Source organism: Ramlibacter pinisoli (genome assembly GCF_009758015.1).
GTDB lineage: Bacteria > Pseudomonadota > Gammaproteobacteria > Burkholderiales > Burkholderiaceae_C > Ramlibacter > Ramlibacter pinisoli.
Genome location: NZ_WSEL01000009.1, coordinates 1,769,719 through 1,796,498, shown reverse-complemented (window position 1 = coordinate 1,796,498; position 26,780 = coordinate 1,769,719). Strand labels below are relative to the sequence as shown.

Annotated in this window: 26 protein-coding genes; 17 read left to right on the top strand and 9 right to left on the bottom strand. The window is 69.2% G+C overall.

Annotated features, from left to right (window positions below):
• Positions 1 to 41: 41 nt before the first annotated feature.
• The 4 genes from GON04_RS22955 to GON04_RS22940 are packed head-to-tail and all read right to left on the bottom strand — an operon-like array spanning position 42 to position 4,213.
• The gene (locus GON04_RS22955; protein WP_157400292.1) at positions 42 to 1,010 is read right to left on the bottom strand and encodes a Bug family tripartite tricarboxylate transporter substrate binding protein; all 969 of its coding nucleotides are present in this window, start codon (positions 1,008 to 1,010) and stop codon (positions 42 to 44) included.
• A gap of 25 nt (positions 1,011 to 1,035) precedes the next feature.
• Entirely contained in the window at positions 1,036 to 1,539 is a 504-nt protein-coding gene (locus GON04_RS22950) for a LeuD/DmdB family oxidoreductase small subunit (RefSeq protein ID WP_157400291.1), read from the bottom strand.
• A 12-nt stretch (positions 1,540 to 1,551) separates the two neighbouring features.
• Positions 1,552 to 2,799, bottom strand: a complete 1,248-nt coding sequence (locus GON04_RS22945; RefSeq protein WP_198349394.1) for a 3-isopropylmalate dehydratase large subunit — start codon at positions 2,797 to 2,799, stop codon at positions 1,552 to 1,554.
• A gap of 16 nt (positions 2,800 to 2,815) precedes the next feature.
• Positions 2,816 to 4,213, bottom strand: a complete 1,398-nt coding sequence (locus GON04_RS22940; RefSeq protein WP_157400289.1) for an MmgE/PrpD family protein — start codon at positions 4,211 to 4,213, stop codon at positions 2,816 to 2,818.
• A gap of 97 nt (positions 4,214 to 4,310) precedes the next feature.
• Here GON04_RS22940 and GON04_RS22935 point away from each other — a divergent pair, with 97 nt between their 5' ends.
• Positions 4,311 to 5,045 carry a GntR family transcriptional regulator gene (locus tag GON04_RS22935; RefSeq protein ID WP_157400288.1) on the top strand — a complete coding sequence of 245 codons (735 nt, stop codon included), beginning with the start codon at positions 4,311 to 4,313 and terminating at the stop codon, positions 5,043 to 5,045.
• A 46-nt stretch (positions 5,046 to 5,091) separates the two neighbouring features.
• On the opposite strand, the gene acuI is transcribed toward GON04_RS22935, so the two are convergent.
• Genes acuI through GON04_RS22920 form a run of 3 tightly spaced genes read right to left on the bottom strand, consistent with a single transcriptional unit; the run spans position 5,092 to position 8,214 of the window.
• A complete protein-coding gene (acuI, locus tag GON04_RS22930) occupies positions 5,092 to 6,078 on the bottom strand; it encodes an acrylyl-CoA reductase (NADPH) (protein WP_157400287.1) in 987 nt (328 codons plus the stop codon).
• Between the two features lie 29 nt (positions 6,079 to 6,107).
• Positions 6,108 to 6,950: a FadR/GntR family transcriptional regulator gene (locus GON04_RS22925; protein ID WP_157400286.1), complete on the bottom strand. Its 843-nt coding sequence runs from the start codon at positions 6,948 to 6,950 to the stop codon at positions 6,108 to 6,110.
• Between the two features lie 31 nt (positions 6,951 to 6,981).
• Positions 6,982 to 8,214: an NUDIX hydrolase gene (locus GON04_RS22920; RefSeq protein ID WP_157400285.1), complete on the bottom strand. Its 1,233-nt coding sequence runs from the start codon at positions 8,212 to 8,214 to the stop codon at positions 6,982 to 6,984.
• A gap of 84 nt (positions 8,215 to 8,298) precedes the next feature.
• On the opposite strand from GON04_RS22920, the gene GON04_RS22915 reads away from it, so the two are divergent.
• The 12 genes from GON04_RS22915 to GON04_RS22860 all read left to right on the top strand — a co-directional run bounded on the left by GON04_RS22915 (position 8,299) and on the right by GON04_RS22860 (position 20,689).
• Positions 8,299 to 9,531, top strand: a complete 1,233-nt coding sequence (locus tag GON04_RS22915; protein WP_157400284.1) for a CaiB/BaiF CoA transferase family protein — start codon at positions 8,299 to 8,301, stop codon at positions 9,529 to 9,531.
• A gap of 84 nt (positions 9,532 to 9,615) precedes the next feature.
• Positions 9,616 to 10,737 (top strand): beta/alpha barrel domain-containing protein, encoded by a 1,122-nt coding sequence (locus tag GON04_RS22910; protein ID WP_157400283.1) that lies wholly within the window; start codon positions 9,616 to 9,618, stop codon positions 10,735 to 10,737.
• 11 nt (positions 10,738 to 10,748) lie between these two features.
• Complete coding sequence (locus GON04_RS22905) at positions 10,749 to 11,894, top strand: acyl-CoA dehydrogenase family protein (RefSeq protein ID WP_181653727.1); 1,146 nt, start codon at positions 10,749 to 10,751, stop codon at positions 11,892 to 11,894.
• Between the two features lie 9 nt (positions 11,895 to 11,903).
• A complete protein-coding gene (locus tag GON04_RS22900) occupies positions 11,904 to 12,308 on the top strand; it encodes a PaaI family thioesterase (protein ID WP_157400281.1) in 405 nt (134 codons plus the stop codon).
• Positions 12,309 to 12,318: 10 nt separating this feature from the next.
• Positions 12,319 to 13,458: a CaiB/BaiF CoA transferase family protein gene (locus tag GON04_RS22895; protein WP_338051037.1), complete on the top strand. Its 1,140-nt coding sequence runs from the start codon at positions 12,319 to 12,321 to the stop codon at positions 13,456 to 13,458.
• A 43-nt stretch (positions 13,459 to 13,501) separates the two neighbouring features.
• The gene (locus GON04_RS22890; protein ID WP_157400280.1) at positions 13,502 to 14,467 is read left to right on the top strand and encodes a Bug family tripartite tricarboxylate transporter substrate binding protein; all 966 of its coding nucleotides are present in this window, start codon (positions 13,502 to 13,504) and stop codon (positions 14,465 to 14,467) included.
• Positions 14,468 to 14,501: 34 nt separating this feature from the next.
• Positions 14,502 to 15,506, top strand: a complete 1,005-nt coding sequence (locus tag GON04_RS22885; RefSeq protein WP_157400279.1) for a Bug family tripartite tricarboxylate transporter substrate binding protein — start codon at positions 14,502 to 14,504, stop codon at positions 15,504 to 15,506.
• Between the two features lie 20 nt (positions 15,507 to 15,526).
• Entirely contained in the window at positions 15,527 to 16,513 is a 987-nt protein-coding gene (locus GON04_RS22880) for a Bug family tripartite tricarboxylate transporter substrate binding protein (RefSeq protein ID WP_157400278.1), read from the top strand.
• Between the two features lie 7 nt (positions 16,514 to 16,520).
• The gene (locus tag GON04_RS22875; protein WP_157400277.1) at positions 16,521 to 18,200 is read left to right on the top strand and encodes a thiamine pyrophosphate-binding protein; all 1,680 of its coding nucleotides are present in this window, start codon (positions 16,521 to 16,523) and stop codon (positions 18,198 to 18,200) included.
• Positions 18,201 to 18,216: 16 nt separating this feature from the next.
• Positions 18,217 to 19,179 (top strand): Bug family tripartite tricarboxylate transporter substrate binding protein, encoded by a 963-nt coding sequence (locus tag GON04_RS22870; RefSeq protein WP_157400276.1) that lies wholly within the window; start codon positions 18,217 to 18,219, stop codon positions 19,177 to 19,179.
• Positions 19,176 to 20,369, top strand: coding sequence for a CaiB/BaiF CoA transferase family protein (locus GON04_RS22865; RefSeq protein WP_157400275.1), 1,194 nt, complete (start codon positions 19,176 to 19,178; stop codon positions 20,367 to 20,369). The genes GON04_RS22870 and GON04_RS22865 overlap by 4 nt, the downstream gene beginning before the upstream one ends.
• A 122-nt stretch (positions 20,370 to 20,491) precedes the next feature.
• On the top strand, positions 20,492 to 20,689 hold the full coding sequence (locus GON04_RS22860) for a hypothetical protein (protein WP_157400274.1): 198 nt from the start codon (positions 20,492 to 20,494) through the stop codon (positions 20,687 to 20,689).
• Between the two features lie 45 nt (positions 20,690 to 20,734).
• Here GON04_RS22860 and GON04_RS22855 read toward each other — a convergent pair whose 3' ends face one another.
• Positions 20,735 to 21,955: an alpha-hydroxy acid oxidase gene (locus GON04_RS22855; protein WP_157400273.1), complete on the bottom strand. Its 1,221-nt coding sequence runs from the start codon at positions 21,953 to 21,955 to the stop codon at positions 20,735 to 20,737.
• 117 nt (positions 21,956 to 22,072) lie between these two features.
• On the opposite strand from GON04_RS22855, the gene GON04_RS22850 reads away from it, so the two are divergent.
• Positions 22,073 to 22,978: an IclR family transcriptional regulator gene (locus tag GON04_RS22850; RefSeq protein WP_232533169.1), complete on the top strand. Its 906-nt coding sequence runs from the start codon at positions 22,073 to 22,075 to the stop codon at positions 22,976 to 22,978.
• Positions 22,979 to 23,030: 52 nt separating this feature from the next.
• On the opposite strand, the gene GON04_RS22845 is transcribed toward GON04_RS22850, so the two are convergent.
• Positions 23,031 to 23,969: a LysR family transcriptional regulator gene (locus tag GON04_RS22845; RefSeq protein ID WP_157400272.1), complete on the bottom strand. Its 939-nt coding sequence runs from the start codon at positions 23,967 to 23,969 to the stop codon at positions 23,031 to 23,033.
• 117 nt (positions 23,970 to 24,086) lie between these two features.
• Here GON04_RS22845 and GON04_RS22840 point away from each other — a divergent pair, with 117 nt between their 5' ends.
• Genes GON04_RS22840 through GON04_RS22830 form a run of 3 tightly spaced genes read left to right on the top strand, consistent with a single transcriptional unit; the run spans position 24,087 to position 26,777 of the window.
• Entirely contained in the window at positions 24,087 to 25,055 is a 969-nt protein-coding gene (locus GON04_RS22840) for an NAD(P)-dependent oxidoreductase (protein ID WP_338051036.1), read from the top strand.
• 5 nt (positions 25,056 to 25,060) lie between these two features.
• A complete protein-coding gene (locus GON04_RS22835) occupies positions 25,061 to 25,762 on the top strand; it encodes an RraA family protein (protein ID WP_157400270.1) in 702 nt (233 codons plus the stop codon).
• A 34-nt stretch (positions 25,763 to 25,796) separates the two neighbouring features.
• Complete coding sequence (locus GON04_RS22830) at positions 25,797 to 26,777, top strand: Bug family tripartite tricarboxylate transporter substrate binding protein (RefSeq protein WP_157400269.1); 981 nt, start codon at positions 25,797 to 25,799, stop codon at positions 26,775 to 26,777.
• Positions 26,778 to 26,780 lie beyond the last annotated feature (3 nt).

The window sequence follows — 26,780 nt, the reverse complement described above, 5'->3', positions numbered from 1 at the left end:
TCGATCCACTCGCGGTGGAAGTCATGGTCCGGGTCACGGCGTCATTCGACCGTGATGTTCGCCTTCCTGATGATGTCGCCGAACTTCTCGTACTCTGACGCCAGGTACTTCGCGAAGTCGTCCGGGCTGCCCACCATCGACACGATGCCCAGCTTTGCCATGCTGTTCCTGACCGCCTCGGTCGCGATGACCTGCCTGAGGTCGGCGTTGATCTTGTCCCGGATCGTGGTGTCCAGCTTCGCGGGTGCAGCGATGCCGTACCACCCCAGGATCCGGAAATCGGGAATGCCACTCTCCATGACGGTCGGCACGTCGGGCAGTGCGGGTACCCGTTCCGGCGTGGACACCGCGAGCACCCGGACCTTCCCCGATTGCAGGTGCGGCAGCACGCTGGGCAGGGTGTCGAAGAACACATCGAGCGTGCCGCTGATCAGGTCGGGGTATGCGGGAGCCAGCCCCTTGTACGGAACGTGCGTCATTTCGATGCCGGCGCGCTGCTTGAGCAGTTCCATCATCAGGTGCTGCGTGGAGCCATTGCCCGCCGACGCGTAGTTCAGCCTGCCCGTCGCCTTGGCGCCGGACACCAGGTCGCCCAGGCTGTGGAACTTGGACGTGGCCGGCACCACCAGCGCGTAGCCGACGCCGCCGACGCTCACGATGGGGGTGAAGTCCCGGAGCGGGTCATAGCCCGCCTTCTTGTAGACGTGCGGCGCCACAGCCATGGGGCCGGTGGAGCTGAGAAGGAGCGTGTAGCCATCCGGGCGCGCCTTGGCGACGAAGGCGCTGCCGATGATGCCGGCTGCGCCCGCCTTGTTGTCGATGATCAGCTGCTGGCCCCAGGTCCTGGACAGCGGTTCGCTGAGCACCCGGGCCAGCAGGTCGCCAGCCTGGCCGGCAGGGAACACCACAACCATGGTGACCGGCTTGGCGGGAAACACGGATTGCGCCACGGCGGCCGCCGGCAAGGCACCGAGGGCGGCGCCGGAAAGGAGGAAGTCTCTGCGCTTCATGGTGGGAGCCATTTCTGGAGGATGTTCAGACGGTGGAGACGGCTGCGGACCGGGCCTTGACGTAGGGCATCAGACCGCCATGGGCCAGGATGTCCCTGATGATCCCGGGCGGCTTGGCGCCCTGCAGGACCGGACCTTCGGCGCTGCGCCTGACTTGGCCACTCTCGGAGTCGACCCAGACCGGTTCTCCGCCCGCGCCGGTCTGTACCTCCGGCAGGATCAGCAGCGGCAAGCCGATGTTGATGGCGTTGCGGAAGAAGATGCGCGCGAATGAAGGCGCCACCACGCAGGCGATGCCAGCGCCCTTGAGCCCGCGGGGCGCATGTTCGCGCGAGCTGCCGCAGCCGAAGTTCGCTCCCGCGAACAGGACATCGCCCGGGGCGAAGCGTCCCGGCCACGCCGGGTCATTGCCCGAAAGCACATGGCGACCGAGGTCCTCGTTCGTTCTCAGTGCCAGGTACGGGGTCGGCATGATCTGGTCGGTGTCGATGTCGGCGCCGATGAACCACGCTCTGCCTTGATGCCACATGATGAGGTTTCCTCAGAGGTCGTCGGGGCCGCACAGCTCGCCCTTCACGGCAGTGGCGGCAGCGACGGCTGGGTTGCACAGATACGTTTCGCTCTTCACGTGGCCCTGGCGACCCGGGAAGTTGCGGTTGCTGGTGGACAGGCAACGTTCGCCCTCCGCCAGGATGCCCATGTGGGCCCCGATGCAGGGGCCGCAGGTGGGCATGGAGAAGGCACACCCGGCCTCCAGGAAGACTTGGGCCAATCCTTCCTCGACACACTGGCGGTGGATCTGCGCGGTACTCGGAATGATGATCACGCGCAGGGCGTCGCTCACCTTGCGACCCTTGAGGATCGAGGCGGCGACACGCATGTCGGTCATCCAGCCGTTGGTGCAGGAGCCGATGTAGACCTGGTCGAAGCGAATGCCCTTCACGGCCGTCAGCGGCCGCGTGTTGCTGGGCAACGAGGGCAGGGCGATCACCGGCTCGAGTTCGGAGACGTCGATCACGTGCTCTTCGGATATTTCCGCATCTCGGTCGCCGTAGACCGGCGTGAAGGCCCTTTGGGCAATCTTGTCGACATAGGCCAGTGTCTTTGCATCGGGCTCGATGATCGCGTTCTGGGCGCCCGCCTCGATGGCCATGTTGGTCATGGACAGGCGCTCCTCGACCTCCAGCGTGTCGATCGGCTCGCCGCAGAATTCCATCGCCGCGTTGTCTGCGCCGGAGAAGCCGATCCTGCCGATCACGTGCAGCATCAGGTCCTTGCCTGTGACCCAGGGACGCAGCTTTCCCACGAATCGGAAGCGGATCGTCCGCGGCACCTCCAGCCAGGTCCGCCCGGTAGCAAGGATGGCCGCAATGTCGGTCGATCCCATCCCGGTGGCAAAGCAGCCCAGGCCGCCTGCCATGCAGGCATGTGAGTTGCCTCCGGCGATCAGTTCGCCCGGCAGCGTCTTGCCGATCTCGATTCCCAGCGCGTTGTGGATCGCCGCCTTGCCCATCTCGTAGTGCGGGATTTCCAGCTTGCCCGTGAGACGCCGGATGCTCTTCAGGACGGTCGCCGTCTGGATGCTCTGTGCCGGCGAATTGACCATCGAGGTCACGAACATCCGACTCGGGTCCCAGACCTTCAGCCCGTGTTCCTCCAGCAGGCCCATCGTGAGCGGTGACCCCAGGTCGTCTGACCAGGTCTGGTCCACCCTGGCTTCGACGAAGTCGCCCGGCCGCACGCGGGGCAGATCCGCGTGGCTGGCGATGATCTTTTCGGTGATCGTCATTCCCATGTGCGGCCTCTCAGCGGTACGGATAGCCGTCGAAAATCCGGGAGACGTCGCCCACCTCGGGCAACTGCTGCATGGCGGCCAGAAGGCCGCGTGCCCGGTCTGCACCGACGACCGATCCCATCATGTCGAGCGCCTTCTGCTCGAACAGGGGGATCGGAAGCTCGGTGGCCGGGTCGCCATAGGGCAGGTCACCTTGGGTGGACAGCACCTGCCCGTCCTGCAACTCCACCTCCAGGCTGGCGGTCCACAGTCGCGGATAGTTCCGGGTGTACTCGGGGTTCTCGAGGTAACTCACCTTCTTCATGAAGGCACGCATCGCAGGGTCCCGCAGACGGTCGTCCGTGAAAGCTTCCATGCCCACCTTGCGATGCAGGAAGCAAGTTGCCATGAAGAATGCGAGGCTGAATTTGGCCTTGTAGGGCGAAACCGGATCGCTGTCCCCGAGCGTGTCGCACGAATTCCTGTTCATCTGCACGCGCACGGCCTTGACCTGGTCCGCCCGAATCCCGTGCTGCTGGATGAGACGCAGTGCGTTGTCGATGCTGACGTGGCCGTGGCGACAGCACGCGTGCAACTTGTACCCGTTCTCATCGACCTTGAATTTCTTGCCGAGGTCGCGGGTCATGGCGTCCCAGTTCACCGCGGCCGGGTTGCTGGAGCCCGACATCGTCGCCAGGAATCCGCGCTCGCCCTCGATGCCCGTGTCCGACCCCGTGAAGCCTTCTCTGGCGAGCGAAGCAGCCAGCAGGCCGTTCATTGCTGCCTTGCCGCTATGGAGAAGCTTGGTGTCATCGCCAAACTTCAGATATTCCCAGATGCCCGCTGCCTGGGAGGCGGCGTTGCCCAGGGCCCAGCAGGTCTGGTCTTCATCGAGGCCCATGATCTTGGCCGCGGCAGCAGCTGCGCCGAACGTTGCCACGGTCCCCGTGCTGTGCCACATCAGGTAGTGTGTCTTGGCGATCGCTTCGCCGATCCGATAGGCCACGTCAAAGCCGACCACCAGCCCTTCAATCAGCTTCTTGCCGCTGGCCCTGGACTGCTCGGCGACCGACAGCGCGGTCGGACAGATCACGATGCCTCCGTGAATGATGGAGGCCATATGGACGTCGTCGAGCTCGACGGCATGCGAGGCGCCGTTGGCAAAGGCGGCCCAGTGCGGGCTGGTCCGCTTGCCGTCTGCGAACACCAGTGCACCTCCCTGGGCGCCTTCCGCAGCTGCGACACGCGCCATCTTGGCTGCCTTCTCGGTCTGCCCGCTGACCATCGCGCACCCAACCCAGTCGTACAAGGCCAGTTCGGCTGCCTTGACGGTAACCGGCGAAAGATCCTCGTAGCGGGTGTTGACGATCATCCGGGCCAGCAGGCGGGTCACCGGGGGGGAGTTGCTGGTGTCGAGGTATTGCTGCATTGGAGGTGCGAACGTTGAGAATATGTCATGGCATATTAATAAGTAAGGACATATTGTCAAGGCGCTGCTACACTCGGACATTCCCTGACGTCCCGCCATGGCCAGACCTCTCTACGCCCAAGTCGCCGAGGAACTCTCCGCTGCGATAGCGCGCGGCCGCTTTCCCGTGGGGTCGCTGCTACCGACCGAGGTCGAGCTGTGCGGCCAGTACGGAACCAGTCGGCCAACCGTTCGGCTTGCGTTGCAGGAGTTGCAGGCGATGGGCTTGGTCTCCCGCAAGAAGCGCCTGGGCACGAAGGTGGAATCTGCGACACCGCAGAGGGGCTATTCGCAGGCGGTTGCCTCGCTCGAAGACCTGGTGCAGCTCGCCGAGGACCAGGTGCGCTCTGTGAGGAAGGCGGAAACGGTGGTGCTTGACAGGCCCACTGCCAAGCAGCTCGGCGTCCTGCCCGGGACACGCTGGATCCGGCTCGAACTCCTGCGTCTGCCCGGAGACGGCAACGAGGAAACGCCGGCGGGCTGGACGGAGACGTACATCGATGCCGACTACGCAGATATCCCGAAGCTCTTGCGCAAGCAGCCCAAGATCCTGGTCAGCTCCTTGATCGAAAGCTACTATGGCCGGCGGGTCGCGGAGGTTGAGCAGATCATCCATGCCGTGCCCTTGCCACCCGAGGTGGCGGAGGTGCTGCATGCGAAAGCGGGATCGCCTGCGCTGCGCATCATGCGCCGATACCTGGATCACGCGAACGAAGCATTCGAGATTGCAATCACGATTCATCCGGGCGATCGGATGAGTGTGGCGACTCGGCTGCGGCGGGATCGTTCGTAGTCTCTGCGACGGGCGTCGGCGGTGACCGCGCCTCACGGCGTTTCGCTCACCGATCGACTGCCACCACCGCGCGCCCCTTCCGGCGTCCGTCCAGGAGATCGTGCGAGGCGGCGACGACCTCGGTCAGTCCGACCTCCGTGCTGATGGCTCGCAGCCGGTCCAGCGGGACGTATTGGCCGAGCAATTCGTAGGCGCGTCGCCGGGTGTCGTTGGGAACGAAGACGCAGTTGATGCCGTAGAGGGTGACGCCGCGCAGGATGAACGGCATGACCGTCGCCGGGAAGTCGCTGCCCTGGGCCAGGCCGCAGGCGGCCACTGCGCCGTTCCAGCGCAGCGTCGCACAGACGTTCGCCAGCGTGTGGCTGCCGGCCGTGTCGATCGCGCCTGCCCAGCGTTCGCGCTGGAGCGGCTTGCCGGGCGCCCCCAGCTCGGCGCGGTCGATCACCTCGGCGGCCCCCAGCGAACGCAGCGTTTCCGCCTGCGCCGCGTTGGCCCCGCTGGACGCCGTCACCGTGTAGCCGAGGCCGGCCAGGAGGGAGACCGCAATCGAGCCCACGCCGCCCGAGGCACCCGTGACCAGCACCGGCCCGTCCGACGGGGCCAGGCCGTGCCGCTGCAAGGCCATGACGCAGAGCGCGGCGGTGTAGCCTGCCGTCCCGAATGCCGCGGCGTCCCAGGGCGCGATCTGCGGCGGGAGCGCCAGCAACCAGTCGCCGGACAGCCGGGCCTTTTGCGCAAAGCCACCCCATTCCGTCTCGCCCAGGCCCCAGCCGTTGACGACGACGGCGTCACCGGCTTTCCACCGGGCATCGTCACTGCGCTCGACCGTCCCGACCAGATCGATCCCCGGCACCAGGGGCCAACGCCGGATGACAGGGCCGCGCCCGGTGACCGCGAGGGCATCCTTGTAGTTGAGACTCGAATAGGCGACGCGGACCGTGACGTCGCCAGGCGGCAGGTCGGCGTCATCGAAGTCGCGCAACAGCGCCTCGGTCTTGCCATCGCGCTGCGTGAGGTGGAGAGCCTTGAACATGGGATCGACCGTGTGTGGAGGACTGGCGCTCAGCTGGGCAGGGACGCCTCTCGGCGCACTTTCGAGATCGCGCGCTGCTTGCCGGCGGGCTTGTTCAGCACGTCGATCGTCATGGGGCCGTCGTAGGCGGCCAGGACGAGATCGCGCATGTGCTCGAGGTGCGCGCGCCAGAAGCGCTCGATCTCGGCCACCTTGCCGGCGCGCATCATCCGGATGGCTTCCTCCCGGGTGAGAAGGCTCTCCTCCCGCAAGCGGCCGACGCTGGCCTTTTCGCGCGTGCGCTCGGTCACGTGTTCGTGCTGGCGGCGGATGATGTCGAAGATGAGCGAGGCGAGCAGGTGCAGGGTCTTGTTGCCGCAATGCCGCGTGATCAGGAGCGAGAACTCCGCGCTGAGGTCCGCATAGCGGATCAGGTCCGTGCTGGCGGCCTGCCGCGCCTCCGCGATATTCGCTTCCAGTTCGGCCAGGACCAGCGGGTCGCGCTGCGCGGCGAGCAGCCGGGCCGCGGGCGGCTCGATGATGGTGCGCGCGAACCAGACGTCCGGCAGGGTGGTGCCCTCGACCTGGAGGAAGACGCCGATCTGCCGCGACATGGATCCCAGGTCGATCGAGCTCACCCGCGCGCCGCCATGCTTGCCGCGGCTGATGCTGATGAGGGATTCCGACTCCAGCAGGCGCAGCGCCTCGCGCATGGTGGGCCGCGAGATCGCGAATTCGTCCTTGAGGACGCTCTCCGGCTGCAGCTTGTCGCCGGGCTTGAGCCGGCCGGTCACGATCTGCCGGCGAATCTCGGCCGCGACCACTTCGGCGGCCTTCGGTCGTTTGGCGGGGAGCGCTTTGGCTCCGTTCACGCGGGCGGCGGGAAGTGGCATGGTTCGGAATGATCGAGCTAAGGTGACACGGTCAGCGCAGGGGGACAAGAAAGCCGCGGGCGGGCGCCATCCAGTCGGCCACGGTGCCCAGCGCCGGGGGTAGCTCCGCACGGGGCGGTGCCCAGCGGCCGGTGAACAGCATTCTCTCCTGCCGCAGCAGCCAGGCCGTTCCCCCCGGCGTGTCCAGTGCCTCCAGCGTGAGATCGGGGATAGGTGACGTGGCGCGTACGCCGCGGGCCTCCCCGGTGGAGAGGGCGACCGGCTCGCGGCCACCCGTGAGGGCGAGCAGCCAGTCGCGGTCGGGCGAAGGCGGGGGGTCGATCACCGCCCATCCGCGAGCCCCATCACCGATCAGGTAGCAGTTGCCGTCGCCGTGGGTGAAACGACGCACCAGGGGCGACAGCCGCACCGGCACGCCGGCGCGCAGCTCGCACCAGGCCGTCCCCTCGCCCTCGGGGTCGAGCAGGCCGACTTCCGGCCACGCGGGATGGTCCGGCATGAGCACCTGCGGCCCCTGCGCATCGCGGCAACGTCGTCTGGTGACCGTCTTGACCCCGCGCGGGGACTCGGCCCACCGAAGGAGGCCGTCCACGTCGTCGAAGCCGGCCACGGTCTGGAGCATCGTGCGGGTGACGACCAGCAGCTTGCGCGCGTCGCCGCCCGCGAGCAGGTCGGCCGGCCGGAACCAGCCGTGGTCCAGCGTCTCCACCGCGTCGTGCGCGGCGCGTTGCGAGGGGGGCACCACGGCCAGGAAGAAGCGGGTGTCGAACCGCTTGGCCATGCCCGGCGGCGTGATCCAGTGCGCGATGTAGTGCAGGCGGTCGGTGGCCAGCCGCAGGCCGTGGTCGCGGCAAACGGCGCCGAAGTCGAGCTCGCCTCGTCCGATGGGCTTGCGCAGCGCCGAGAGCGCGTCGCCGGTTGGCCCGTCCAGCGCGGGAAAGGCGCCGCGATCGTCGATGGCCAACAGCAGTCCTGCTTCCTCGAAGCTCTCGCGGATGGCCGTCACGTAGAAGTCCAGGCCGCCCGCGGCCAGGCCCAGCCGCCGGCTTGCCTCGGCGTCGTCCAGGCCGGCGCAACAGGCATGGCAGGCGCGGTCGCCGCGATCCACCAGGCCGCCGGGGAATACCCAGGCGCCACTGTTGTGGTCGCCTTTCTCCGCGCGCAACAGCATCAGCACCTCCGGCCCCTTCAGGCCGGCTCGCACGATGACGACCGTGGCGGCTGGGCGCAACGTGGCCGGGGTCGGGACGGCTGGGGTGGGCATCAGTGCTTTGGTCTGAACGGGTTTACCTGGGGCGGGCACCGTGTTTAAATAGTTATACATTAAAAAGTCGCCCGCGAACATCCCATGAGAACCTCTACCTCTGCAAGTCCTCTCGCCGCGCTTGATGGCATCCGGGTCATCGAGATCGGGACCTTCATTTCCGCGCCGTTCGCCGCGACGTTGCTGGCGGACTTCGGCGCCGAAGTCATCAAGCTCGAGCTGCCCGACGGTGGGGATCCGATGCGCACGCTCGGCGAATATCCGCCCGGCGGCGACAGCAGCTACTGGTGGTCGGCGATGGGGCGCAACAAGCGCTCCGTGGCGCTGGATGTGCGCACGCCGCAGGGGCGCGACATCCTGGGCCGGTTGCTCGAGAAAGCGGACGTGCTGGTCGAGAACTTCCGTCCCGGCACGCTCGACCGCTGGGGCATCACGCGCGAGTGGCTGCGTGAAAAGTCCCCCGATCTCGTCATCGCGCGCATCAGCGGCTACGGCCAGGATGGGCCATGGCGGGACGTGCCGGGCTTCGACCGCAACGCCCAGGCGTTCTCCGGCCTCGTGTACGTCACGGGCGAGCCGGACATGCCGCCCCAGCAGGCCGGCTTGCCGGTGTGCGATTTCAACGCGGGTCTGTGGTCGGCCTTCGGCATCGTGACGGCGCTGCTGGGCCAGTTGCGTCACCGGCAGCCCGGCGGCAACGAGATCGACCTGGCGCTGTACGAGACCATGCTCCCCTTCCTCAAGGACATGCCGCAGCGCTTCCGGCACCAGGGCCGCGTGACCCAGCGCACGGGCAACACCCCCGACTACGTGTCCCCGGGCGGCTCCTACCGGACCGGGAGCGGCGAATGGATCTTCATCAGCGGCACCGGCGACACGGTGTTCCGGCGCCTGATGCACGCGGTGGGCCGTCCCGACATGGCCGAGTCGGAGCAGTTCCGCCAGAACAAGGATCGGGTTGCGCACCGCCCGCTGCTGGACGGGGCCATCAACCAGTGGCTGCTCGCGCGCAACACGGACGACGCCCTCGCGCAACTGCAGGCCGCCGACGTGCCGGCCGTGAAGATCCAGAGCATCGAGGACGTGATGACGCATCCGCAGGTGCTGGCACGCGGCAACTTCCTGGACGTGCCGGACCATGGCGAGGGTGATGTCTGCATGCCCGCGCCACTGCCGCGCATGGCCGGGATGCCGGCCGCCGTCCGCTGGCCGGGCGAGCACCTCGGCGAGTCGACCCGGCGCGTCCTGCGCGAGGAGCTGGGCGTCGGCGAGGAGGAGTTCGCGCGGTTGCAGGCGCTGAAGGTCATCGGCTCCTGATGTGCTTTGGCTTAATTGGTTGACTATTTAGGCGGCCTCGCCATAATAGGTAGACAATTGAAAAACCTGCCCGGAACCACCCCCGTGAACTGGCCGACCGTCATCTACAGCGAAGAGATCGTCCGCGAAGGCTTCGGCATCGCCGACCCGAAGATCCCGCTGTCCGCGCGCGTCGAGCTGATCGAGGCGCTGTCGGCCACCGGCCTCAAGCGCATCAGCGTGGGCGCGTTCGTCAGCCCGCGCTACGTGCCGCAGATGGCGGTGTTCGAGGAACTGCTGCGCTCCTTCCGGCCGGTGCCCGGCGTCAGCTACCTGACGTTCGCCCACACGGCCAAGGCGCGCAAGATCGCCGCCCAGTTCTCGCCGCCGCTGACGGTCGAGGACGAGCTGTGCACCCTGTTCGTCGACATCTGCGACGTGCACCAGCGCCGCAACGTCAACCGGTCCATCGAGCAGGCCATGCAGGCCTGGCCCGAGACCATCGCCGACGCGAAGGCGCGCGGCATCACCCAGGCGCGGGTGGCCATCTACTCGGCCTGGGGGTCCAACTTCCTCGGCAAGTTCAGCCAGGAGTACCGCCTGTCCATGCTGGCGCGCCAGATCGACCTGCTGCGCGCCGCCGGCCTCGAGGTGGCGGAGATCGGCCTGCACGATTCGCAGAGCTGGTGCCTGCCGCACGAGATGGAGCAGGACCTGCAGGAGATCAAGCGCCGCTGGCCGCAGGTCCGGCAGTTCCACCTGCACATGCATGACGCCCGGGGCATGGCGCTGCCGTCGCTGTACGCCGCGCTGCGCACGCTGGACGCGTCGGACACCGTCCTGGTCGACGGCACGCTCGGAGGACTGGGCGGCGGCCAGTACTGCGGCAACGGCATGGCCTCCGGCATGGTGGCGACGGAAGACTTCCTGCACATGCTCGAAGGCATGGGCATTCCGACCGGCGTCGACATGGACAAGCTGGTCGAGTGCGTGTGGCTGCTCGAGCGGCTGCTCGGCGTCACCGCCTTCGGCCACGTGTCCAAGGCCGGCCCGCGCCCGCAGGCGGGCGCCTTCTACGACCCCAACCTGCCTGCCGTCGAGAGCCTGAAGGCGGCCAGGCACTTCAAGCACGGTCCCGCCGCCTACGAGGGCGAGGGCTATTCGCCCTGGAAGCTGCCGATCACCGGCCCATGGTTCCAGGGGACCGACCCACGACGGAATTCCTGAAAGGAGACACCATGGATTTCAGCCTGAGCGACAACCAGATCATGATCCGCGACTCGGTGCGCGACTTCGCCGAGAAGGAGCTGCTGCCCAAGTACCAGCACTGGGACCGCACCGGCGAATGGCTCACGCCCGAGTACATGAAGAAGATCGTCGACATGGGCCTGCTGCGCCTGCGCCTGCCCGAGGAGTACGGCGGCCAGGGCTACTCGTTCGTCGACTGCGGCATCGTCTGCGAAGAGATCGGCCGGGCCGACCACCAGATCCGCTACATCATCTCCAACGCCATCCACCTGGGCGAGATGGCCTCGTCCCTGCACCCGTCGCTGCAAAAGGAATGGATCCCGCGCATCGCCAACGGCGAGATGATGTCGCTGGCCTTCACCGAGCCGCGCGGCGGCGCCGACGCCGGCAACATCGTCACCAAGGCCACCCGCGACGGCGACTACTGGGTGCTCAACGGCGAGAAGACCAGCATCACCTTCACCGGCGTGTCGAAGGTGGTGTTCGTCTCGGCGCGCACCGGGGGCAAGGGGCCGCGTGGCCTGTCGTTCTTCTGCGTCCCGACCGACACGCCCGGCCTGTCGACGACCAACTTCGAGCGCATGGGCCAGAAGCTGGATCGCGGCGGCAGCATGTTCTTCGACAACGTGCGGATCCCCGACATCAACATGGTCGGCAAGGAGAACGAGGGCTTCATCTGGGCCATGACCATCATCGGCTACAACCGCAACTTCGTGCCGCTGGCCTGCATCGGCGCCGCGCAGAAGTCGCTGGAGGAGACGATGGAGTACCTCAAGCAGCGCCAGATCATGGGCAAGTCGGCCAGCAAGTGGCAGGGCGTCGCGCAGGAGCTCGCCATCTGCGCCACCCAGCTGGAGGCGGCCCGCATGCTCTGCTACAAGGCGCTGTCGCTCAAGGACAAGGGCCTGCGCCACGATGCCGAGTCGTCGATGGCGAAATGGTGGGGCGTCAAGGTCGCCAACGAGGTCCTCTACACCTGCATGCGCCTGAACGGGCACTACGGCTGGGCGAAGGATCTCCCGCACGAGCAGCGCCTGCGCGACTGCCTGGGCATGGAGTCGGCCGACGGCCCGCGTGAAGTGCACCTGGGCATCATTGCCCGCGACATCCTGGGTCGGGACCACGCGCCGTTCTGATCGCGAGCCATGGCCGATCCGCGCGCGCAGGGCTGGGAACCGCTGGAGTACGTGGACGACTTCACCACGCTGGTGGGGCCGTTGTGGGCGCGCGGCAGCGGGGCGCAGTGCGAGTACGGCTTCGTGGTCGAGCGCAAGCACATCAGCCGCTTCTCGCGCCTGCACGGCGCCATGGTCATGTGGCTGGCCGACAAGGCCATGTCCATGGCCGCGTGGGAGGCGGCCGGCCAGCCGGAACAGTTCGCCACCCTCCAGCTCGACACCCAGTTCATCCGGGTCGTGCAGGAGGGCGCGTTCGTGCACGCGCAGTGCGAGGTCGTGCGCCGGACGCGCTCGATCGTCTTCGTCAAGGCCACCTTGCTGAGTGACGGCGAGCCGGTCGCCTCCACCACCGGCATCTGGAAATTCCGCTGAAGGACATCGCGTGGGACCTCTGCATGGACTGAAGGTGATCGAACTCGCGGGCATCGGTCCCGGCCCGATGGCCGCGATGCTGCTGGCCGACCTGGGCGCGACGGTGCTGCGCGTCGACCGCAGGGAGCCGGCCGGCCTGGGCGTGCCGCGGCCGCAGAAGTACGACCTGCTGCTGCGCAACCGCCGCTCGCTGCCGCTCGACCTGAAGGATCCGGCCGCGGTGGAGCTGGTGCTGGACATGGTGAGCCGTTCCGACGTCCTGATCGAGGGATTCCGTCCGGGCGTCACCGAGCGGCTGGGGCTCGGTCCGGACGAGTGCCTGGCGCGCAATCCGAAACTGATCTACGGGCGCATCACCGGCTGGGGGCAGGACGGCCCGCTCGCCCAGGATGTCGGGCACGACCTGAACTACATCGCCTTGACCGGCGCCCTGCACGCCATCGGGCGCGCCGGGCAGGCCCCGGCGCCGCCGATCAACCTGGTGGGAGATTTCGGCGGCGGAACCCTGTACCTGGTGATCGGCATCCTCGCCGCGCTGCAGGAGATGCGGGTGTCGGGCAAGGGGCAGGTGATCGACGCTGCCATGGTCGACGGGGTCGCCTCGCTCATGACCCAGCCGCACGGCACCTTCGCCGCCGGCATGATGAGCAACGAGCGCGGCACCAACATCACCGACTCGGGGGCGCCGTTCTACGACGCCTACCAGTGCTCCGACGGCAAGTGGGTGTCGCTGGCACCGGTGGAAGCGAAGTTCTATGCCGCGGCGCTGCGCGTCCTGGGCCTGGAGGACCTGCTCGCCGAGCAGTGGACCCGCGACCGCTGGCCGCAGGCCAAGGCCCGCATCGCCGCGACCTTCCTGACCCGCACGCGCGATCAGTGGTGCGCCGCCTTCGAGGGCGTGGAAGCATGCTTCGCCCCGGTGCTGACGATCGACGAGGCGCCGCAGCACCCGCACCTCCAGGCCAGGGGCACCTACACGGAGATCGACGGCGTGACGCAACCGATGCCGGCACCGCGCTTCAGCCGCACGCCGCCGGACAAGCCGAAACCGTTCCGGCCGTGGGTCGCCCGCGAGGCCGGGGAGATCCTCGGTCCCTGGCTCGACGAGGCTGCCATCGCCAGCGCACGGCGGGCCGGCGTCGTCGAGTGAAGCACGCCAGGCACGGCCCACCAACGCCCGGGCAGGAGCAGCCATGACCCCGATCGCACGCAGGTCCCTCGTCACCTGGCTGGCCCTGTCCGCCATCGGCGTCGCTGCCCAGGACTTTCCGGCCCGGCCGATCCGCATCGTGGTGCCGACGTCGGTCGCCACGACCTCCGATCTCACCGCGCGCTTCCTGGCCGAGCAGATGGGCCGGGAGCTCGGGACCAGCGTGGTGGTGGACAACCGCACGGGCAGCAACGGGATCCTGGGGGTCACCAGCTTCCTGTCGGCGCCGCACGACGGCCACACGCTGCTGCTCACGTACTCGGGCATCTACGCCAATGCCGCGCTCTACAAGAGCGTCCCCTACGACCCCGTCAAGGATTTCCGGATCCTGGCCGGCGTCAACCAGGTCTTCCTGGTGCTGGTGGCCGCGCCCGGCTTCGCGCCGAACAGCATCCGGCAGCTGGTGGAGGTGGCGCGGGACAAGCCCGGCGAAGTCACCTATGCCTCGGCCAGCGTCGGCAGTTCCACCCACCTGGGGCCCGAACTGCTGGCCAGCCGGACGGGCATCAAGCTGCGCCACATTCCGTACAAGGGCGGGGCGCAGGCGGTTGCCGACGTGACCGGAGGCCATGTGCAGCTCGCGATGACGGCACTGCCCACCGCGCTGCCGCTCATCGCCAGCGGCAAGTTGAAGGCGCTGGCCGTGACGGGCAGCCACCGCTCGGCGATGCTGCCGGACGTCCCCACGCTCGAGGAGAGCGGCGTGCCCAAGGCCGAAGTCACGTCGCGGCAGGCACTCGTCGCGCCGGCGGGCATTCCCGAAGCGGCCGCGGCGCGGTTGACCGAGGTGCTGACCCGGATCATGGCGACGCCGGAGTACGCCAGGTTCCTGGTCGCCAACGGCATCGAGAAGGAACTGGTGCCACCCGATGCCTATGCGAAGACCGGACCCGAGGAACTGCGCAAGTGGACCGAGATGGTGACGCTCAGCGGAGCGCGGCTGGATTGATCCGACGACGACCCGAAGAACGAAGGAGACAAGCATGAACGACAGCTACCGCATCGATCGCCGCCGCCTGCTGGGCGCCGGCGCCGCAGCCGGCGCCCTGTGGGCCGTCGGCCTGCCGTCGCCCGCGCAGGCGCAGGGCGACTATCCCAGCCGGACGATCAAGATCGTCGTGCCCTATTCGGCCGGCACCGGCAGCGATGCCCTGGCCCGGACCGTGGCGCAGGGCATCACCGAGAAGACCGGCAAGACCGTGGTGGTCGAGAACCGCGAGGGTGGCGGCAGCCTGATCGGGACCATGGCCGTGGTGAAGGCGCCCGCCGACGGCTACACGATCCTGATCGCGGCCAACCCCATGGTCATCGTGCCGGCTGCCCAGTCGCAGCCGCAGTACAACCCGACTCGCGACCTGGTGCCGGTGGCCAAGGTCGCGGTGATCCCGCTGGTGCTGGCGACCACCCCCAGCCTGGGCTTCAAGACCTTGCGCGACCTCATCGCCTACGCCAAGGCCAATCCGGGCAAGCTCAGCTACGGCTCGTCCGGTCCGGGCACCAGCAGCCAGCAGGAGATGGAGGTCTTCAAGCAGGCGGCCGGTATCGACATCGCGGAGGTGCCGTACAAGAGCACCGCGCAGGCCATGACCGACCTGATCGGGGGCACCCTCACCGTGTTCCCGGTCGTGGTGCCGCTGGTGTCACAGCACATCCAGTCGGGCCGGGCGACGGCACTGGCGGTGCTGGACGTCCAACGGTCGCAACTGCTCCCGGACGTGCCGGCCGTCACCGAGCAGCTGAATGCACCCGGCTACGTGCCCAGCCCCGTCTGGTACGGCTTCGTCGCGCCCACCGGCACGCCGGCGCAGGTCGTCAACGCGCTGTCCGGCATGATCAACGCCGCGATGGAGACCAATGAAGCCAAGACGCGCCTGACGGCGCTCGGCGCCCAGCGCATCGCCGTCAGCAACGAGCAGTTCGCCACCGACGTCAAGATCGAGTACGACAAGGCCGGCGCCCTGGCCAGGAAACTGGGAACCTTCAAGTAGGGCGAAGCATCGTGACCACGATGCGTTCTCCCGCTCTCCCGGCCGTGGCGCGCCGGCGCCTGGTGCTCGGCGGCGCCATGGGGCTCGGACTCGTCGCCGCCGGGCATGCGCAGTCCTGGCCGTCCAGGCCGATCCGCGCGATCGTCAATTCCGCCACCGGCGGACTCACCGACGTGGTCGCCCGCCTCCTCGGCGCGAAGCTGACCGCGTCGCTCGGCCAGCCCTTCGTCGTGGACAACCGTCCCGGCGCCGCCGGCCTGCTCGGTGCCGAGGCCGTCGCCAAGGCGGAGCCGGATGGCCACACGGTCGGTGTCCTGGCCAGCGCGATCACGGTCGCTCCGGCGCTGATGCCCGGCACCGTGTTCGACGCGGCCAGGGACCTCGCGCCGATCGCGCTGCTCATGTCCACGCCCCTGGTCCTCGTGACGCACCCGAACTCGCCGTACCGCACGCTGGCCTCGCTGGTGGCGGATGCCAGGGCGCGGCCGGGGCAGGTGCCCATCGCCTCGGGTGGCAATGCCACCATGACCCACCTGGTGGCCGAGCAGTTCCAGGCGGAGGCCGGGCTGACCCTGATCCACATTCCGTACAAGGGCGGCGGCCCGGCCCTCAACGACGTCCTGGCCAACCAGGTGCCCGCCTATTTCGACACCCTGAACACCAGCATCAAGCTGGTGCAGGAGGGGCGCCTGCGGGCGCTGGCCGTTGTCGCGCCGCAGCGTGTGCCCGGGCTGCCGGACGTGCCCACCATCGCCGAGGCCGGGTACCCCGGTGTCCAGGGTCGCGCGTGGTACGCGCTGGTGGCGCCGGCCGGCACGCCGGCGGCCATCGTGGCCCGGCTCAACGAGGAAGTGAACAAGGCCCTGGCGGCCCCGGAGGTGCGCGAGCGCATGACATCTCTGGGCGGGACGATCGAAGGCGGGCCACCCAAGGTGCTCGCTGAACTCATCCAGTCCGAGGTGCCGCGCTGGGCGCGCCTGGTGAAGGACCGTCGCATCAGCCTGTAAGGAACGCATGGACCGCCACCAGATTCCCACCCACGAAGCCCTGGCCCTGCAGTTGCAGCGCCTGGGCATCGAGTGCGTCTTCGGCCTCATGAGCGACGAGACCGCGACACTGATCGCCAGCATCGACGCCTGCGGCATCCGCTTCGTCAGTGCGCGGCACGAGAACAACGCCGTGGCGATGGCCGAGGGCTATGCCGCATCCAGCGGCAGGCTGGGCATGGCGCTGATCGGCCGCGGCCCGGCGACGGCGAACGGCCTGCACGGCACGGTGTATGCACGCAAGACCGCTTCGCGCGTGTTGCTGATGCTCGGCGCCCCGGCCGGCATCCCGCCCGATCCCAACGGCTTCGGGCCCGACACCAAGGCGCTGGATGCCGTGGCGGTGCTGCGCGCGGCCGGCGTGCGGCACATGACCATGCACGACGCGCACACCGCGCCACAGGTGCTGGTGCAAGCCGCGGCGGCAGCGCAGCAGGGCCTGATGGCGTTGCTGCTGCCCATGAACGTGCTGAACGGCAGCACCCCCGCCGAGGCAGTGCGCGCGCCAGGGCCGGCGACCGCCCCGCCCGTCGCCGTGGCGCCGCGCGAGGCCGCGATCGAGGCCGCGGCGGCGCTGCTGCAGCGCGCCCGGCGGCCCCTCATCCTGGCGGGACACGGCGCCCACCGGGCCGGGGCGCGCGATGCGCTCATCCGCCTGGCCGACCACCTGGGCGCCGCACTGGCGACGACGATGAAGGCCAAGGACCTGTTCCGCGGCCATCCGTTCGATTGCGGCGTGGTCGGCTCGTTCTCGCACGGCGCCGGGCGCCGGCTGGTGGGCGAGGCCGATTGCGTGCTCGCGTTCGGCGCCGGCCTCAACCAGCGCACCACCAGCCAGGGCACCTCGCTGCCGGCGGACGCCCCGCTGATCCAGGTCGATACCTCGCGCGAGGCGCTGGGCCGGTGGCTGCACTGCGACGTGGCCGTCGTCGGCGACGCGCGGCTGACGGCGCAGCGGCTGCTGGAGGCTGTCCCTGCACGTCCCGATGCCGACATGCCGTTGCGCGCGGAAGCGTTCCGCCGCGTGCTGGCGGAGTACCGGCCCGAGCGCGACTTCGAGCCCAGGCACACGGCCCGCACGCTGGACCCGCGCAGCGTGGGCGTGGAGCTCGATCGCCTGCTGCCGGCCGACCGCAACGTGGTCTATGACGCGGGCAATTTCCTGCAGTGCGCACCGTACGTCTCGGTCCCCGGGCCGGCGCACATCAAGCAGGCCAGTGATTTCTCGTCCATCGGCATGGGCTTCGGCACGGCCCTCGGCTTCGCGCGCGGCGATCCGCAGCGCACCACCGTGCTGTTCATCGGCGACGGCGCCTTCCTGATGACGATGAGCGAGCTGGAAACGACGGCCCGCGAAGGCATCCCGCTGGTGGTGGTGGTGATGAACGATTGCGCGTACGGCGCCGAGCTGCACGTCCTGCGGCTGCGCGGCATGCCGGTGGGCACCACCCAGTTCCCGGACGTCGACTACGCCACGGTCGCTGCGGCCTTCGGCTTCCGGACGGTAACCGTGCGCACCGTGGACGACCTGCGGGCGCTCGGGCCGCTGCTGGCGGCGCCGGATGGTCCGGTGCTGGTGGATTGCAAGATCAACGGGGCGGTCGCGGCGGGTTTCCTGGAAGAGACAGCGCCGAAGAAGCCCGCCTGACAACAGGAGACACCCCATGACCATCCAACGCCGGGCCTTCACCTTCGCCGTCCTCGGGGGCGCCGCGTTCGCGGCCGGCGCGCAGTCCTATCCCGCCAGGCCGGTGCGCTTCATCGTGCCTTTCCCGGCCGGGCAGGGGACGGACGTGGCCACGCGGCACCTGGCCGAACAGCTGACCAGGTCGCTCGGCCAGAACTTCTACGTCGACAACCGGCCCGGCGCGGCGTCGCGGCTGGGGGTCGAGATGCTGGCCCGCGCGGCCCCCGACGGCTACACCATCGGCATCGGGACGTCGGGCTCGCACACGATCAATCCGGCGGTGTTCCCCAACCTGGGCTACGACCCGGACAAGGACTTCGAGCCGATCTGCCTCACGGGGATGCTGCCGCTGGTGGTGGCCGCCCATCCCGCCTTCCCGGCCAATTCCATTGCCGAACTGGTCGCCGCGGCCAAGGCCAGGCCGGACTCGCTGAACGTGGCCCTGCCGGCATTGCCCCAGCGCATCGCCTTCGAACTGCTGCGCCAGCAGGCGGGTGCGCCGCTGTTCCCGGTGCCGTACAAGGGCACCTCCACGGCGCTGCCCGAGGTGATGAGCGGGCAGGTGCCGCTGATCATCGACAGCCTGACGGCGCTCAAGCCGCACGTCGACTCGGGCAAGCTCAAGGCGCTGGCCGTCACCTCGCTGAAATCGACCGACCTGATGCCGGGCGTGAAGTCGGTGGCGGAGCAGGGCGTCCAGGGCTACGAGCTCACCGCCTGGAACGCGGTCTTCGCCCCCAAGGGAACGCCGGCGCCCATCGTGGCCCAGCTCGGCGCGGAGATCCGCAGGATCCTGCAGCAGCCCGAGACCCGGCAGCGGATGGCCGCCCTCGGCTTCGAGATCGTCGGCAGCACGTCACAGCAGCTGGCCGACACCGTGCGGAGCGAGCGCGAGCGGTGGGAACGCATCGTCCGCGCGAACAACATCCAGGCCGAATGACCGAGTCCGCCACCGGGCCGCTGGCCCACATCCGCGTCGTCGACATCACCGGCACGGTGGTCGGGCCCGCCGCCACCCAGATCCTGGGTGACCTGGGCGCGGACGTCATCAAGATCGAGCCTCCCGGCGGCGACCAGCTGCGCCACCTGGGTCCGGCACGGCACGAAGGCATGGCGTCGATGTTCCTGGGCCTGAACCGCAACAAGCGCAGCATGGTGCTGGACCTCAAGCAGCCCGGGCCGCGCGAGGCGCTCGACCGCCTGCTGCAGCGGGCCGACGTGCTGGTGCACAACATGCGGCCCAGCGCCGCGCGGCGGCTGGGCATCTCGTATGCCGACCTGGCGCAGGACCATCCGCGGCTGGTCTACGCCTCCGCCTCCGGCTACCGCACCGACGGCCCGATGGCGGACCAGCCGGCGTTTGACGAGGTGATCCAGGGCGCCAGCGGCATCTCGGCCCTGTTCATGCGCGCCGGTGACGAGGCCCGGTATGCGCCGTTCATCATCGCGGACAAGGTGATCGGCTACATCCTGGCGTCGTCCATCGGCATGGCCTTGTTCGAGCGCGAGCGCAGCGGTCGGGGGCAGGAAGTGCAGGTCCCGATGCTGGAAACCATGCTGGACTTCAACCTGCTGGAGCACTTCTGGGGCCGGGCGTTCGATCCGCCGCTGGCGGGGCCGGGCTACACCCGCATCTTCACGCCCGAGCGGCGGCCGTTTCCCACGCGCGACGGCCATGTGTGCGTGACCGCCACCACCGACGCGCAGTGGGCGCGGCTCTTCGCGGCGGTCGGCCGCCCCGAGCTGGCAAGCGACCCGCGGTTCGAGAAGATGGCGCAGCGCAGCTTCCATTTCGCGGAGGCCTTCGCCGCCCTGGAAGAAGCCCTGCAGGCCCGCACGACGGCGGAGTGGGTCGCGATCTTCCAGGAGGCCGATCTGCCGAACGGCCCGGCACCGAGCCTCGATGAGCTTTTCGACACCGACGCACTCCACGCGGCGGGACTCTTCCGGCGCTACGAGCACCCCAGTGAGGGCACCCTGGTGACGGGCAATCCGCAGGTGCGCTATTCGCGCACCCCCTCGAACTTCCGGCGCCCGCCGCCCCGATTGGGCGAGCACACGCGCGAGATCCTGGAGGAGCTCGGCTATGGCGAGCAGGCCATCCAGGCGTTCGGGGCAGCGCCGGCCTGACGCCCGTGCCCACCGCAACGACCTATCGGCCGGCGACAAGATGGGCCGTGCCGCCCGCGTGGTGGTCCGAGGCGCCGATGCAGAGGCCCGCGGGTGTCTGCAGGCCGCGGGAGAGCGGCCTGGTGTCGCTGTTGGTCAAGGACCTCGAGCTGGCCCACTCCAACCTCGCCATCCGGCACTACTACATGCTCCGTGCGACCGGCGCCGAGCTGCCCGACGCCGTGCGGCTGGCATGCGACGCGCTGGTCGACCGCTCCCCGCCGAAACGCCTGGGGAGGATCGTCCGCGACGTGGAGAACTGGCTGCTCTGGTGCCGCTGAGGCCGGCCACGCTGCCCCGCCGTTGTGGCGAACCGGCTGCGATGCCTAGACCCGCACCACCCGCCCGTCGCGCACCTGCTCCAGACGCGTGATCCCCAGCAAGGCCATGTTGCGGTGGATCTCCTGCTGCAGCAGGTCGATCCCGTGCCGCACCCCCGCCTGCCCCCCGATGGCGGCCGCATAGAGGAAGGGGCGGCCGACGAACACGAACCTGGCCCCGAGCGCGAGCGCCTTCAGCACGTCGTTACCGCGGCGCACGCCGCTGTCCATCATCACCGGCACATCCGGCACGGCGGCCACGACATCGGGCAGCACGTGCAGCGGGGACACCGCGCCGTCGAGCTGGCGGCCGCCGTGGTTCGACACGATCAGGCCATCGGCGCCGCAGTCGCGGGCGTCGCGCGCATCCTGGGCGCTCAGGATCCCCTTGAGCACCAGGTTGCCGCGCCAGAGCCGCCGGATCAGGCGCAGGTGTTCCCATCCCAGGTTGTCGCGCGCGCCGAAGTTGCGCACCACGTCGCGTGCCAGGACCGGCGCGCCCCGCGTCGCCTGCGAATTCTCGAAATGCGGCATGCCGTGGTGCACCAGGGTGCGCAACGCCGTGCCGAACAGCCAGCGCGGATGCGTGACGCCCTGCCAGGCCAGCGAGATGCTCGGACGCAGCGGACTGGAGAAACCCACGCGCACGTGGTTCTCGCGGTTGCCCGACACCGGCGTGTCGGCGGTCACCACGAGCGTGGTGTAGCCGGCGCGCGCAACGCGTTCGACCAACGCTTCGATCCGGTCCATCTCGCCCGGCACGTAGGCCTGGAACCAGGCGTTGGGGTTGGCGGCATGCACGTCTTCCAGCGCGATGAGCCCGGTGCCGCTGCACAGCATCGGAATGTTGGCATCGCCCGCGGCCCGGGCCAGCGCGATGTCGCCGCGGTAGGCGCCCAGGGCGCACATGCCCATGGGGGCGATGCCGAAGGGCGCCGACCAGGTGTGGCCGAGCAGCGTGGTCGCCTGGGAGCGCTGAGCAACCCCCTGCAGCACGCGCGTGACGAAGCCGTAGCCGGCGAAAGCGCTGCGGTTGCCCTGCAGCGAGGCGTCCAGTTCGCAGCCGCCCGAGACATATCCGAAGATCGGTGTCGGGAGGATGCGGCGCGCCGCCGGCTCGAAATCGTCGAGGCAGAGCACCCCGCGCAGGCGCCGGGGCGTGCCGGCCGCGACGGTGCGCGATCCGCCGCCGAGGGCAGGGTGCGAGTCAAGTTGCGAAGAAGCCATGGCGTCCGTCTTCATGGCAGCAGCGCGCAGCCCCGGGCCTGGGCGGCGAGAGCTGCGGTGGAGGCAAGGTCTGCGCGCCGACCGGGCACCACGCGGGCCATGAAGTAGTCTCCTGCGTTGTTCGAGGAACGGATGATCGACAGGAGAGCCAAGGAAGTGCAACGCGTTACGCTTGGCGAAACTCCCCGGCACGACCGGGAGGGAAAGAGGAGCGGCGCGCGAGGGGCGCCTGCCAGCACGGAGGCGGCTGCTTCCGATCTCAAGCGCCTGCTCGTGGGCGCATCACCGTCGGCGTCGTCCGGCCGGGATCACGAAACGGTCAACGCGGTGCTGCGTGCGCTGTCCATCCTCACGGCGTTCGATGGGGACGAGGTCTACTTGCCGCTTGCCGAACTGGCGCGCCGCACCGGCTTGCTCAAGCCCACGGCCTTGCGGCTGGCCCGCACCCTCGCGGCGGCCCGCTTCCTCGTGAGCGGAGACGACGGCACCTGGCGGCTCGGGCCGGCCGCAGGCTGGATCGGCTCGCGCTACCAGGCGCAATTCGACCTGGATTCGGCCATCGAGCCCATCCTGCGGGAGCTCAGCGCGCAAACGGGCGAGAGCGCCTCGTTCTTCGTCTTCGAGGGCAACCTGCGCAGTTGCCTCATGCGCTGCGAAGGGCCTGCCGGCGCCTCGCGCCACATGCGCACGGGGGAGGTCTTTCCGCTGGACCGCGGTTCTGCCGGACGGGTGATCCTGGCGGCCCTGGGCGAGCCGGGTGACCTGAACGAGCGCATCCGCCGGCGGGGATTCGCCATCACCCGGGGCGAGCGACGCAGCGACTTCGCCAGCGTGTCGGCGGCGGTTCGTGGGGCGCACGGCACCGTGCTCGGCTCCGTGAGCGCATCAGGGCCGGTCGAGCGGCTGACAGTCGCCGTCCTGCGGCGCCACGCGCCCGCCATCCTGCACGCGGCGCGGCAACTGGGCGAGGTCCTTGGCGCCATGCCTGCCTCGGCATTGCGTGCCACCTGGCACCCCTCTTGAGCAGCGGGATCAGCAGCGCCGCACCTCGGCTGAGGCCTTTCCGGGGCCCCGCTCAGGCCGAACCGGCACCCCGCAGCGCCTGCCGGAACAGCGCGGCCCCGTCGGACTCCAGCAGGGTCATCACGTGCTGCGCGGCCGGCGACAGCACGCCGCCGCGGCGGCTGGTGACGCCGAGCTTGCGGCGCAGTGTCGTCGGGGCGAATGCCACTTCCTTGAGTTCGCGGCCACGGTGCAGCGCCAGCGTGTGCCGCGAGACGAAGCTCAGGAGATCGGTGCGCGCAATCATGCGCGGCAACAGCGGGATCGACCCCGCTTCGATCTGCACGTTGGGCCTGGCATAGCCGTTCGACGCGAAGGTCAGGTCCAGCCACTGGCGGCTGGGGATGTTCGGGCTGGGCAGTGCCCACGCATACTGCAGCAGCGACTCCATCGTGATGCGCCGCTGCCGGAAGATGGGGTGGTTGCGGCGCGCGGCCACCACGACCACGTCCTCGACGATCGGCACCGACCGGAACTCGGTCTCGCCCTCGGTCGTCAGGCCGATCAGCATGTCGATCTTGCCGTTGCGCAGGTCCTCGTGCAGTTCCCAGCTCGGGCCGATCACGATGCTCACCGTGGTCCTTGCGCCATCGCGCAGGACCAGCCGGCACAGTTCGGGCAGCAGGAAGTCGGCCGCGATCGGGCCGCTGCCGATCCGCACATGGCCGGCCCGCCCGTGCGCGAAGTCGCTGACTTCGCGCAGCGCGTAGTCGGCCGCGCCGCGCAGCACCTGCGCCCGCTGGCGCAGCACCTCGCCCACGGCGGTGAGGCGGATGCCCCGGCCGTCGCGTTCGAACAGGGGGCTGCCCACCGCCTCCTCGAGCCGGCGCACGCACTTGCTCAGCGCCGGCTGGCTGCGGCCGATCTTCTCGGCCGCCTGGCCCATGTGCCCCGACTCCGCGATCGCTTCGAAGAAGCGCAGGTCCCGCAGGTGCAGATCCGTCTGTGGCATGGCATCGATTTCCGAAAGTGATCAATCGATGACCATTATCGAATGGACCGTTGGCAATGGCGCCGCAACAATCCGGCTTCCTCCAATGCGGCCGAACCCATGCGACCCACTGTTCTCGTGACTGCTCCCCGCCTCGCGGCCGCCGGCGTCGACGTGCTGCGCCAGGCCGGGGCGCGCGTGGTCTACACCACCCGCCCCGACGATGCCGGCGAAATCGAAGCCCTGATGGCGAGCGAGCCCATCGATGCCGTCATCTCGCGGACCGTCCAGTTGTCCGGCAAGGCCATCGACGCCTGTCCGACGCTGAAGGTGATCTCGAAGCACGGCGTGGGCGTGAGCAACATCGACGTGGCGGCCGCCACGGCACGCGGCATTCCGGTGTTCATGACCCCGGGCGCCAACGCGGCTTCGGTCGCGGAACTGGCGCTCGGCCTGATGCTCGCCGCCGCGCGGCACGTGGGCTACATGCACGGCGAACTGCAGGCCGGCCGCTGGACACGCAAGCAGGACGGCATCGAGCTGCGCGGCCGGACGCTGGGGCTCGTCGGCTTCGGCCAGGTCGCGCAGCGCCTGTCGCGCATCGCCCTGGCGATGGACATGCAGGTGCTTGCGTTCGATCCCGCCTTGCAGAACAAGCCGAGCCCCGTGCCCGGCGTCTCGCTGCAGCCCAGCCTCGACGCGCTGCTGCCGCAGGCCGACGTGCTGAGCCTGCACGTGCCGCTCACGGAGCGCACGCGCGGGATGGTCGGGGCGCGGGAACTCGCGCTGCTCCCGCCAGGCGCGATCCTCGTGAACACCGCGCGCGGCGAAGTGGTGGACGAGCCTGCGCTGGTCGCAGCGCTCGAGCGGGGCGCCCTGCACGCCGCCGGCCTCGACACCATGGCTGTCGAGCCCCTGCCCGCCGGGCACGCGCTGGCCCGCCTGCCCAACGTCGTGCTCACACCCCATGTGGGCGGATCGACGCCGGCCGCACTGGCCGCCATGGCATCGGGTGCCGCCCACAACGTCCTCCAATGGCTCGACGGCAAGCCCGTCAGTGCCCAGCTTTGCGTCAACCCCGAAACCCTCACCGAGAAAGCGCTCTGAACACCATGGGATCCAGCGACAGCAACGCCTCGTGGCCCCCGGGCTACGCCATCCATCCGCGGCCGCAACCGGTCGCCCGGCACCTCGTCGACGCCTTCCGCGCGATCCCGGTCTCCGCGATCGGCGACGTCATGGGCCGCTCCACCGGCACGATGGGGCTGCGTCAGTACCATGCGCGACTCGACACGGTGCTGTGCGGCACGGCCTTCACCGTGCGCGTGCGGCCCGGTGACAACCTGATGATCCACAAGGCGCTGCTGATGGCCCAGGCCGGCGATGTGCTGGTCATCGACGGCGGCGGCGACCTGACGCAGGCGCTGGTCGGCGGCCTGATGCGTACCACCTGCGTGGCGCGCGGACTGGCCGGACTGGTGCTCGACGGTGCCGTGCGCGACCTGTGCGAATGGGCGGAAGAGGGCATGCCCATCTTCGCGCGCGGGCACACGCACCGCGGCCCCAGCAAGGAAGGGCCGGGAGAGATCAACGTGCCGGTGGCGGTGGCAAGCCTGCCCGTGCTGCCCGGCGACCTGGTCGTCGGCGATGCCGACGGCGTCATCGCGATCCCGGCTGCGCGTGTGGAGGACGTGCTGCAGAAGGCGCGCCAGCACCTCGAGCGCGAGGCGCAGACGCGGGAGAAGAACCGCAGCGGCACGGCCGATCCGGAGCGCTTCGATGCGATCCTGCGCGCGAAGGGCCTGCCCGTCTGATCCATCGACCGACCCACAGAACACGGAGACAGTCTTGAACCCATCGCGTCGATCCCTCCTGGCTTCCGCGCTGCTCGCGCCGGTCGCCGCCATCCATCGTCCGGTGCTGGCCCAGGCCGATTGGCCGTCGCGCCCCATCAAGCTCATCGTCGCCTTCGCCCCGGGCGGCTTCACCGACATCGCCGCACGGTTGCTGGCCGATTCGCTGTCGCGCAAGCTGGGCCAGCCGGTGTTCGTCGACAACCGCGCCGGTGCGGCGGGCATGATCGGCACGCAGGCGGCAGCCCAGGCCGGCAACGACGGCTACACGATCCTGCTGGGCACCATCAGCACGCATGCGATCGACGTCGGCCTGGGCAAGAAGCTGCCCTACGACCCGGCGAAGGATTTCCTGCCGATTTCGGGCGTCGCCAAGGGGCCGCTGGTCATGGTGGTGCCACCCTCCCTCGGGGTGAAGAACGTCAGCGAACTGATCGCCCGCGCCAAGGCCAGTCCCGGCAAGCTCACCTACGCCTCCGGCGGGAACGGCACGACGAGCCATCTCGCGGCCGAACTGTTCAAGTCCATCGCCGGCGTGGACATGCTGCACGTCCCATACAAGAGCCCGTCACTCGCGACCACGGGCATCCTGGGCGGCCAGGTGGACGTGATGTTCGACACCGTGCCGACCTCGCTGCCGCACGTGAGTGCCGGCAAGCTCGTGGCGCTGGGCGTGACCGGCAACCAGAGTGTCGACCTGATGAAGAACGTGCCCGCCCTCGGCCCTGTGCTGAAGGGATTCAATCCGGACACCTGGGCGGTCCTGTTCGCGCCTGCCGGCGTGAAGCCCGAGATCGCGTCTAGGCTCAGCGCCGCGGTCCGCGACTCGCTGGCGGCGCCCGAGGTGCAGAAGCGGCTCTCCGACATCGGCATGGTGCCGTTCCCCGTGCAAGGCCGCGACATCGCGGAGTTCATCCGCAACGACACGACGCGCTGGGCGGACCTCATCGCCAAGAACCACATCACCGTCGACTGACGC

What these genes read in the sequence shown, in the direction of transcription:
- GON04_RS22955 (WP_157400292.1), bottom strand. Translation starts at nt 1,010, where the DNA reads ATGAAGCGCAGAGACTTCCTCCTTTCCGGCGCCGCCCTCGGTGCCTTG.
- GON04_RS22950 (WP_157400291.1), bottom strand. Translation starts at nt 1,539, where the DNA reads ATGTGGCATCAAGGCAGAGCGTGGTTCATCGGCGCCGACATCGACACC.
- GON04_RS22945 (WP_198349394.1), bottom strand. Translation starts at nt 2,799, where the DNA reads ATGACGATCACCGAAAAGATCATCGCCAGCCACGCGGATCTGCCCCGC.
- GON04_RS22940 (WP_157400289.1), bottom strand. Translation starts at nt 4,213, where the DNA reads ATGCAGCAATACCTCGACACCAGCAACTCCCCCCCGGTGACCCGCCTG.
- GON04_RS22935 (WP_157400288.1), top strand. Translation starts at nt 4,311, where the DNA reads ATGGCCAGACCTCTCTACGCCCAAGTCGCCGAGGAACTCTCCGCTGCG.
- acuI (WP_157400287.1), bottom strand. Translation starts at nt 6,078, where the DNA reads ATGTTCAAGGCTCTCCACCTCACGCAGCGCGATGGCAAGACCGAGGCG.
- GON04_RS22925 (WP_157400286.1), bottom strand. Translation starts at nt 6,950, where the DNA reads ATGCCACTTCCCGCCGCCCGCGTGAACGGAGCCAAAGCGCTCCCCGCC.
- GON04_RS22920 (WP_157400285.1), bottom strand. Translation starts at nt 8,214, where the DNA reads ATGCCCACCCCAGCCGTCCCGACCCCGGCCACGTTGCGCCCAGCCGCC.
- GON04_RS22915 (WP_157400284.1), top strand. Translation starts at nt 8,299, where the DNA reads ATGAGAACCTCTACCTCTGCAAGTCCTCTCGCCGCGCTTGATGGCATC.
- GON04_RS22905 (WP_181653727.1), top strand. Translation starts at nt 10,749, where the DNA reads ATGGATTTCAGCCTGAGCGACAACCAGATCATGATCCGCGACTCGGTG.
- GON04_RS22900 (WP_157400281.1), top strand. Translation starts at nt 11,904, where the DNA reads ATGGCCGATCCGCGCGCGCAGGGCTGGGAACCGCTGGAGTACGTGGAC.
- GON04_RS22890 (WP_157400280.1), top strand. Translation starts at nt 13,502, where the DNA reads ATGACCCCGATCGCACGCAGGTCCCTCGTCACCTGGCTGGCCCTGTCC.
- GON04_RS22885 (WP_157400279.1), top strand. Translation starts at nt 14,502, where the DNA reads ATGAACGACAGCTACCGCATCGATCGCCGCCGCCTGCTGGGCGCCGGC.
- GON04_RS22880 (WP_157400278.1), top strand. Translation starts at nt 15,527, where the DNA reads ATGCGTTCTCCCGCTCTCCCGGCCGTGGCGCGCCGGCGCCTGGTGCTC.
- GON04_RS22875 (WP_157400277.1), top strand. Translation starts at nt 16,521, where the DNA reads ATGGACCGCCACCAGATTCCCACCCACGAAGCCCTGGCCCTGCAGTTG.
- GON04_RS22870 (WP_157400276.1), top strand. Translation starts at nt 18,217, where the DNA reads ATGACCATCCAACGCCGGGCCTTCACCTTCGCCGTCCTCGGGGGCGCC.
- GON04_RS22865 (WP_157400275.1), top strand. Translation starts at nt 19,176, where the DNA reads ATGACCGAGTCCGCCACCGGGCCGCTGGCCCACATCCGCGTCGTCGAC.
- GON04_RS22855 (WP_157400273.1), bottom strand. Translation starts at nt 21,955, where the DNA reads ATGGCTTCTTCGCAACTTGACTCGCACCCTGCCCTCGGCGGCGGATCG.
- GON04_RS22845 (WP_157400272.1), bottom strand. Translation starts at nt 23,969, where the DNA reads ATGCCACAGACGGATCTGCACCTGCGGGACCTGCGCTTCTTCGAAGCG.
- GON04_RS22835 (WP_157400270.1), top strand. Translation starts at nt 25,061, where the DNA reads ATGGGATCCAGCGACAGCAACGCCTCGTGGCCCCCGGGCTACGCCATC.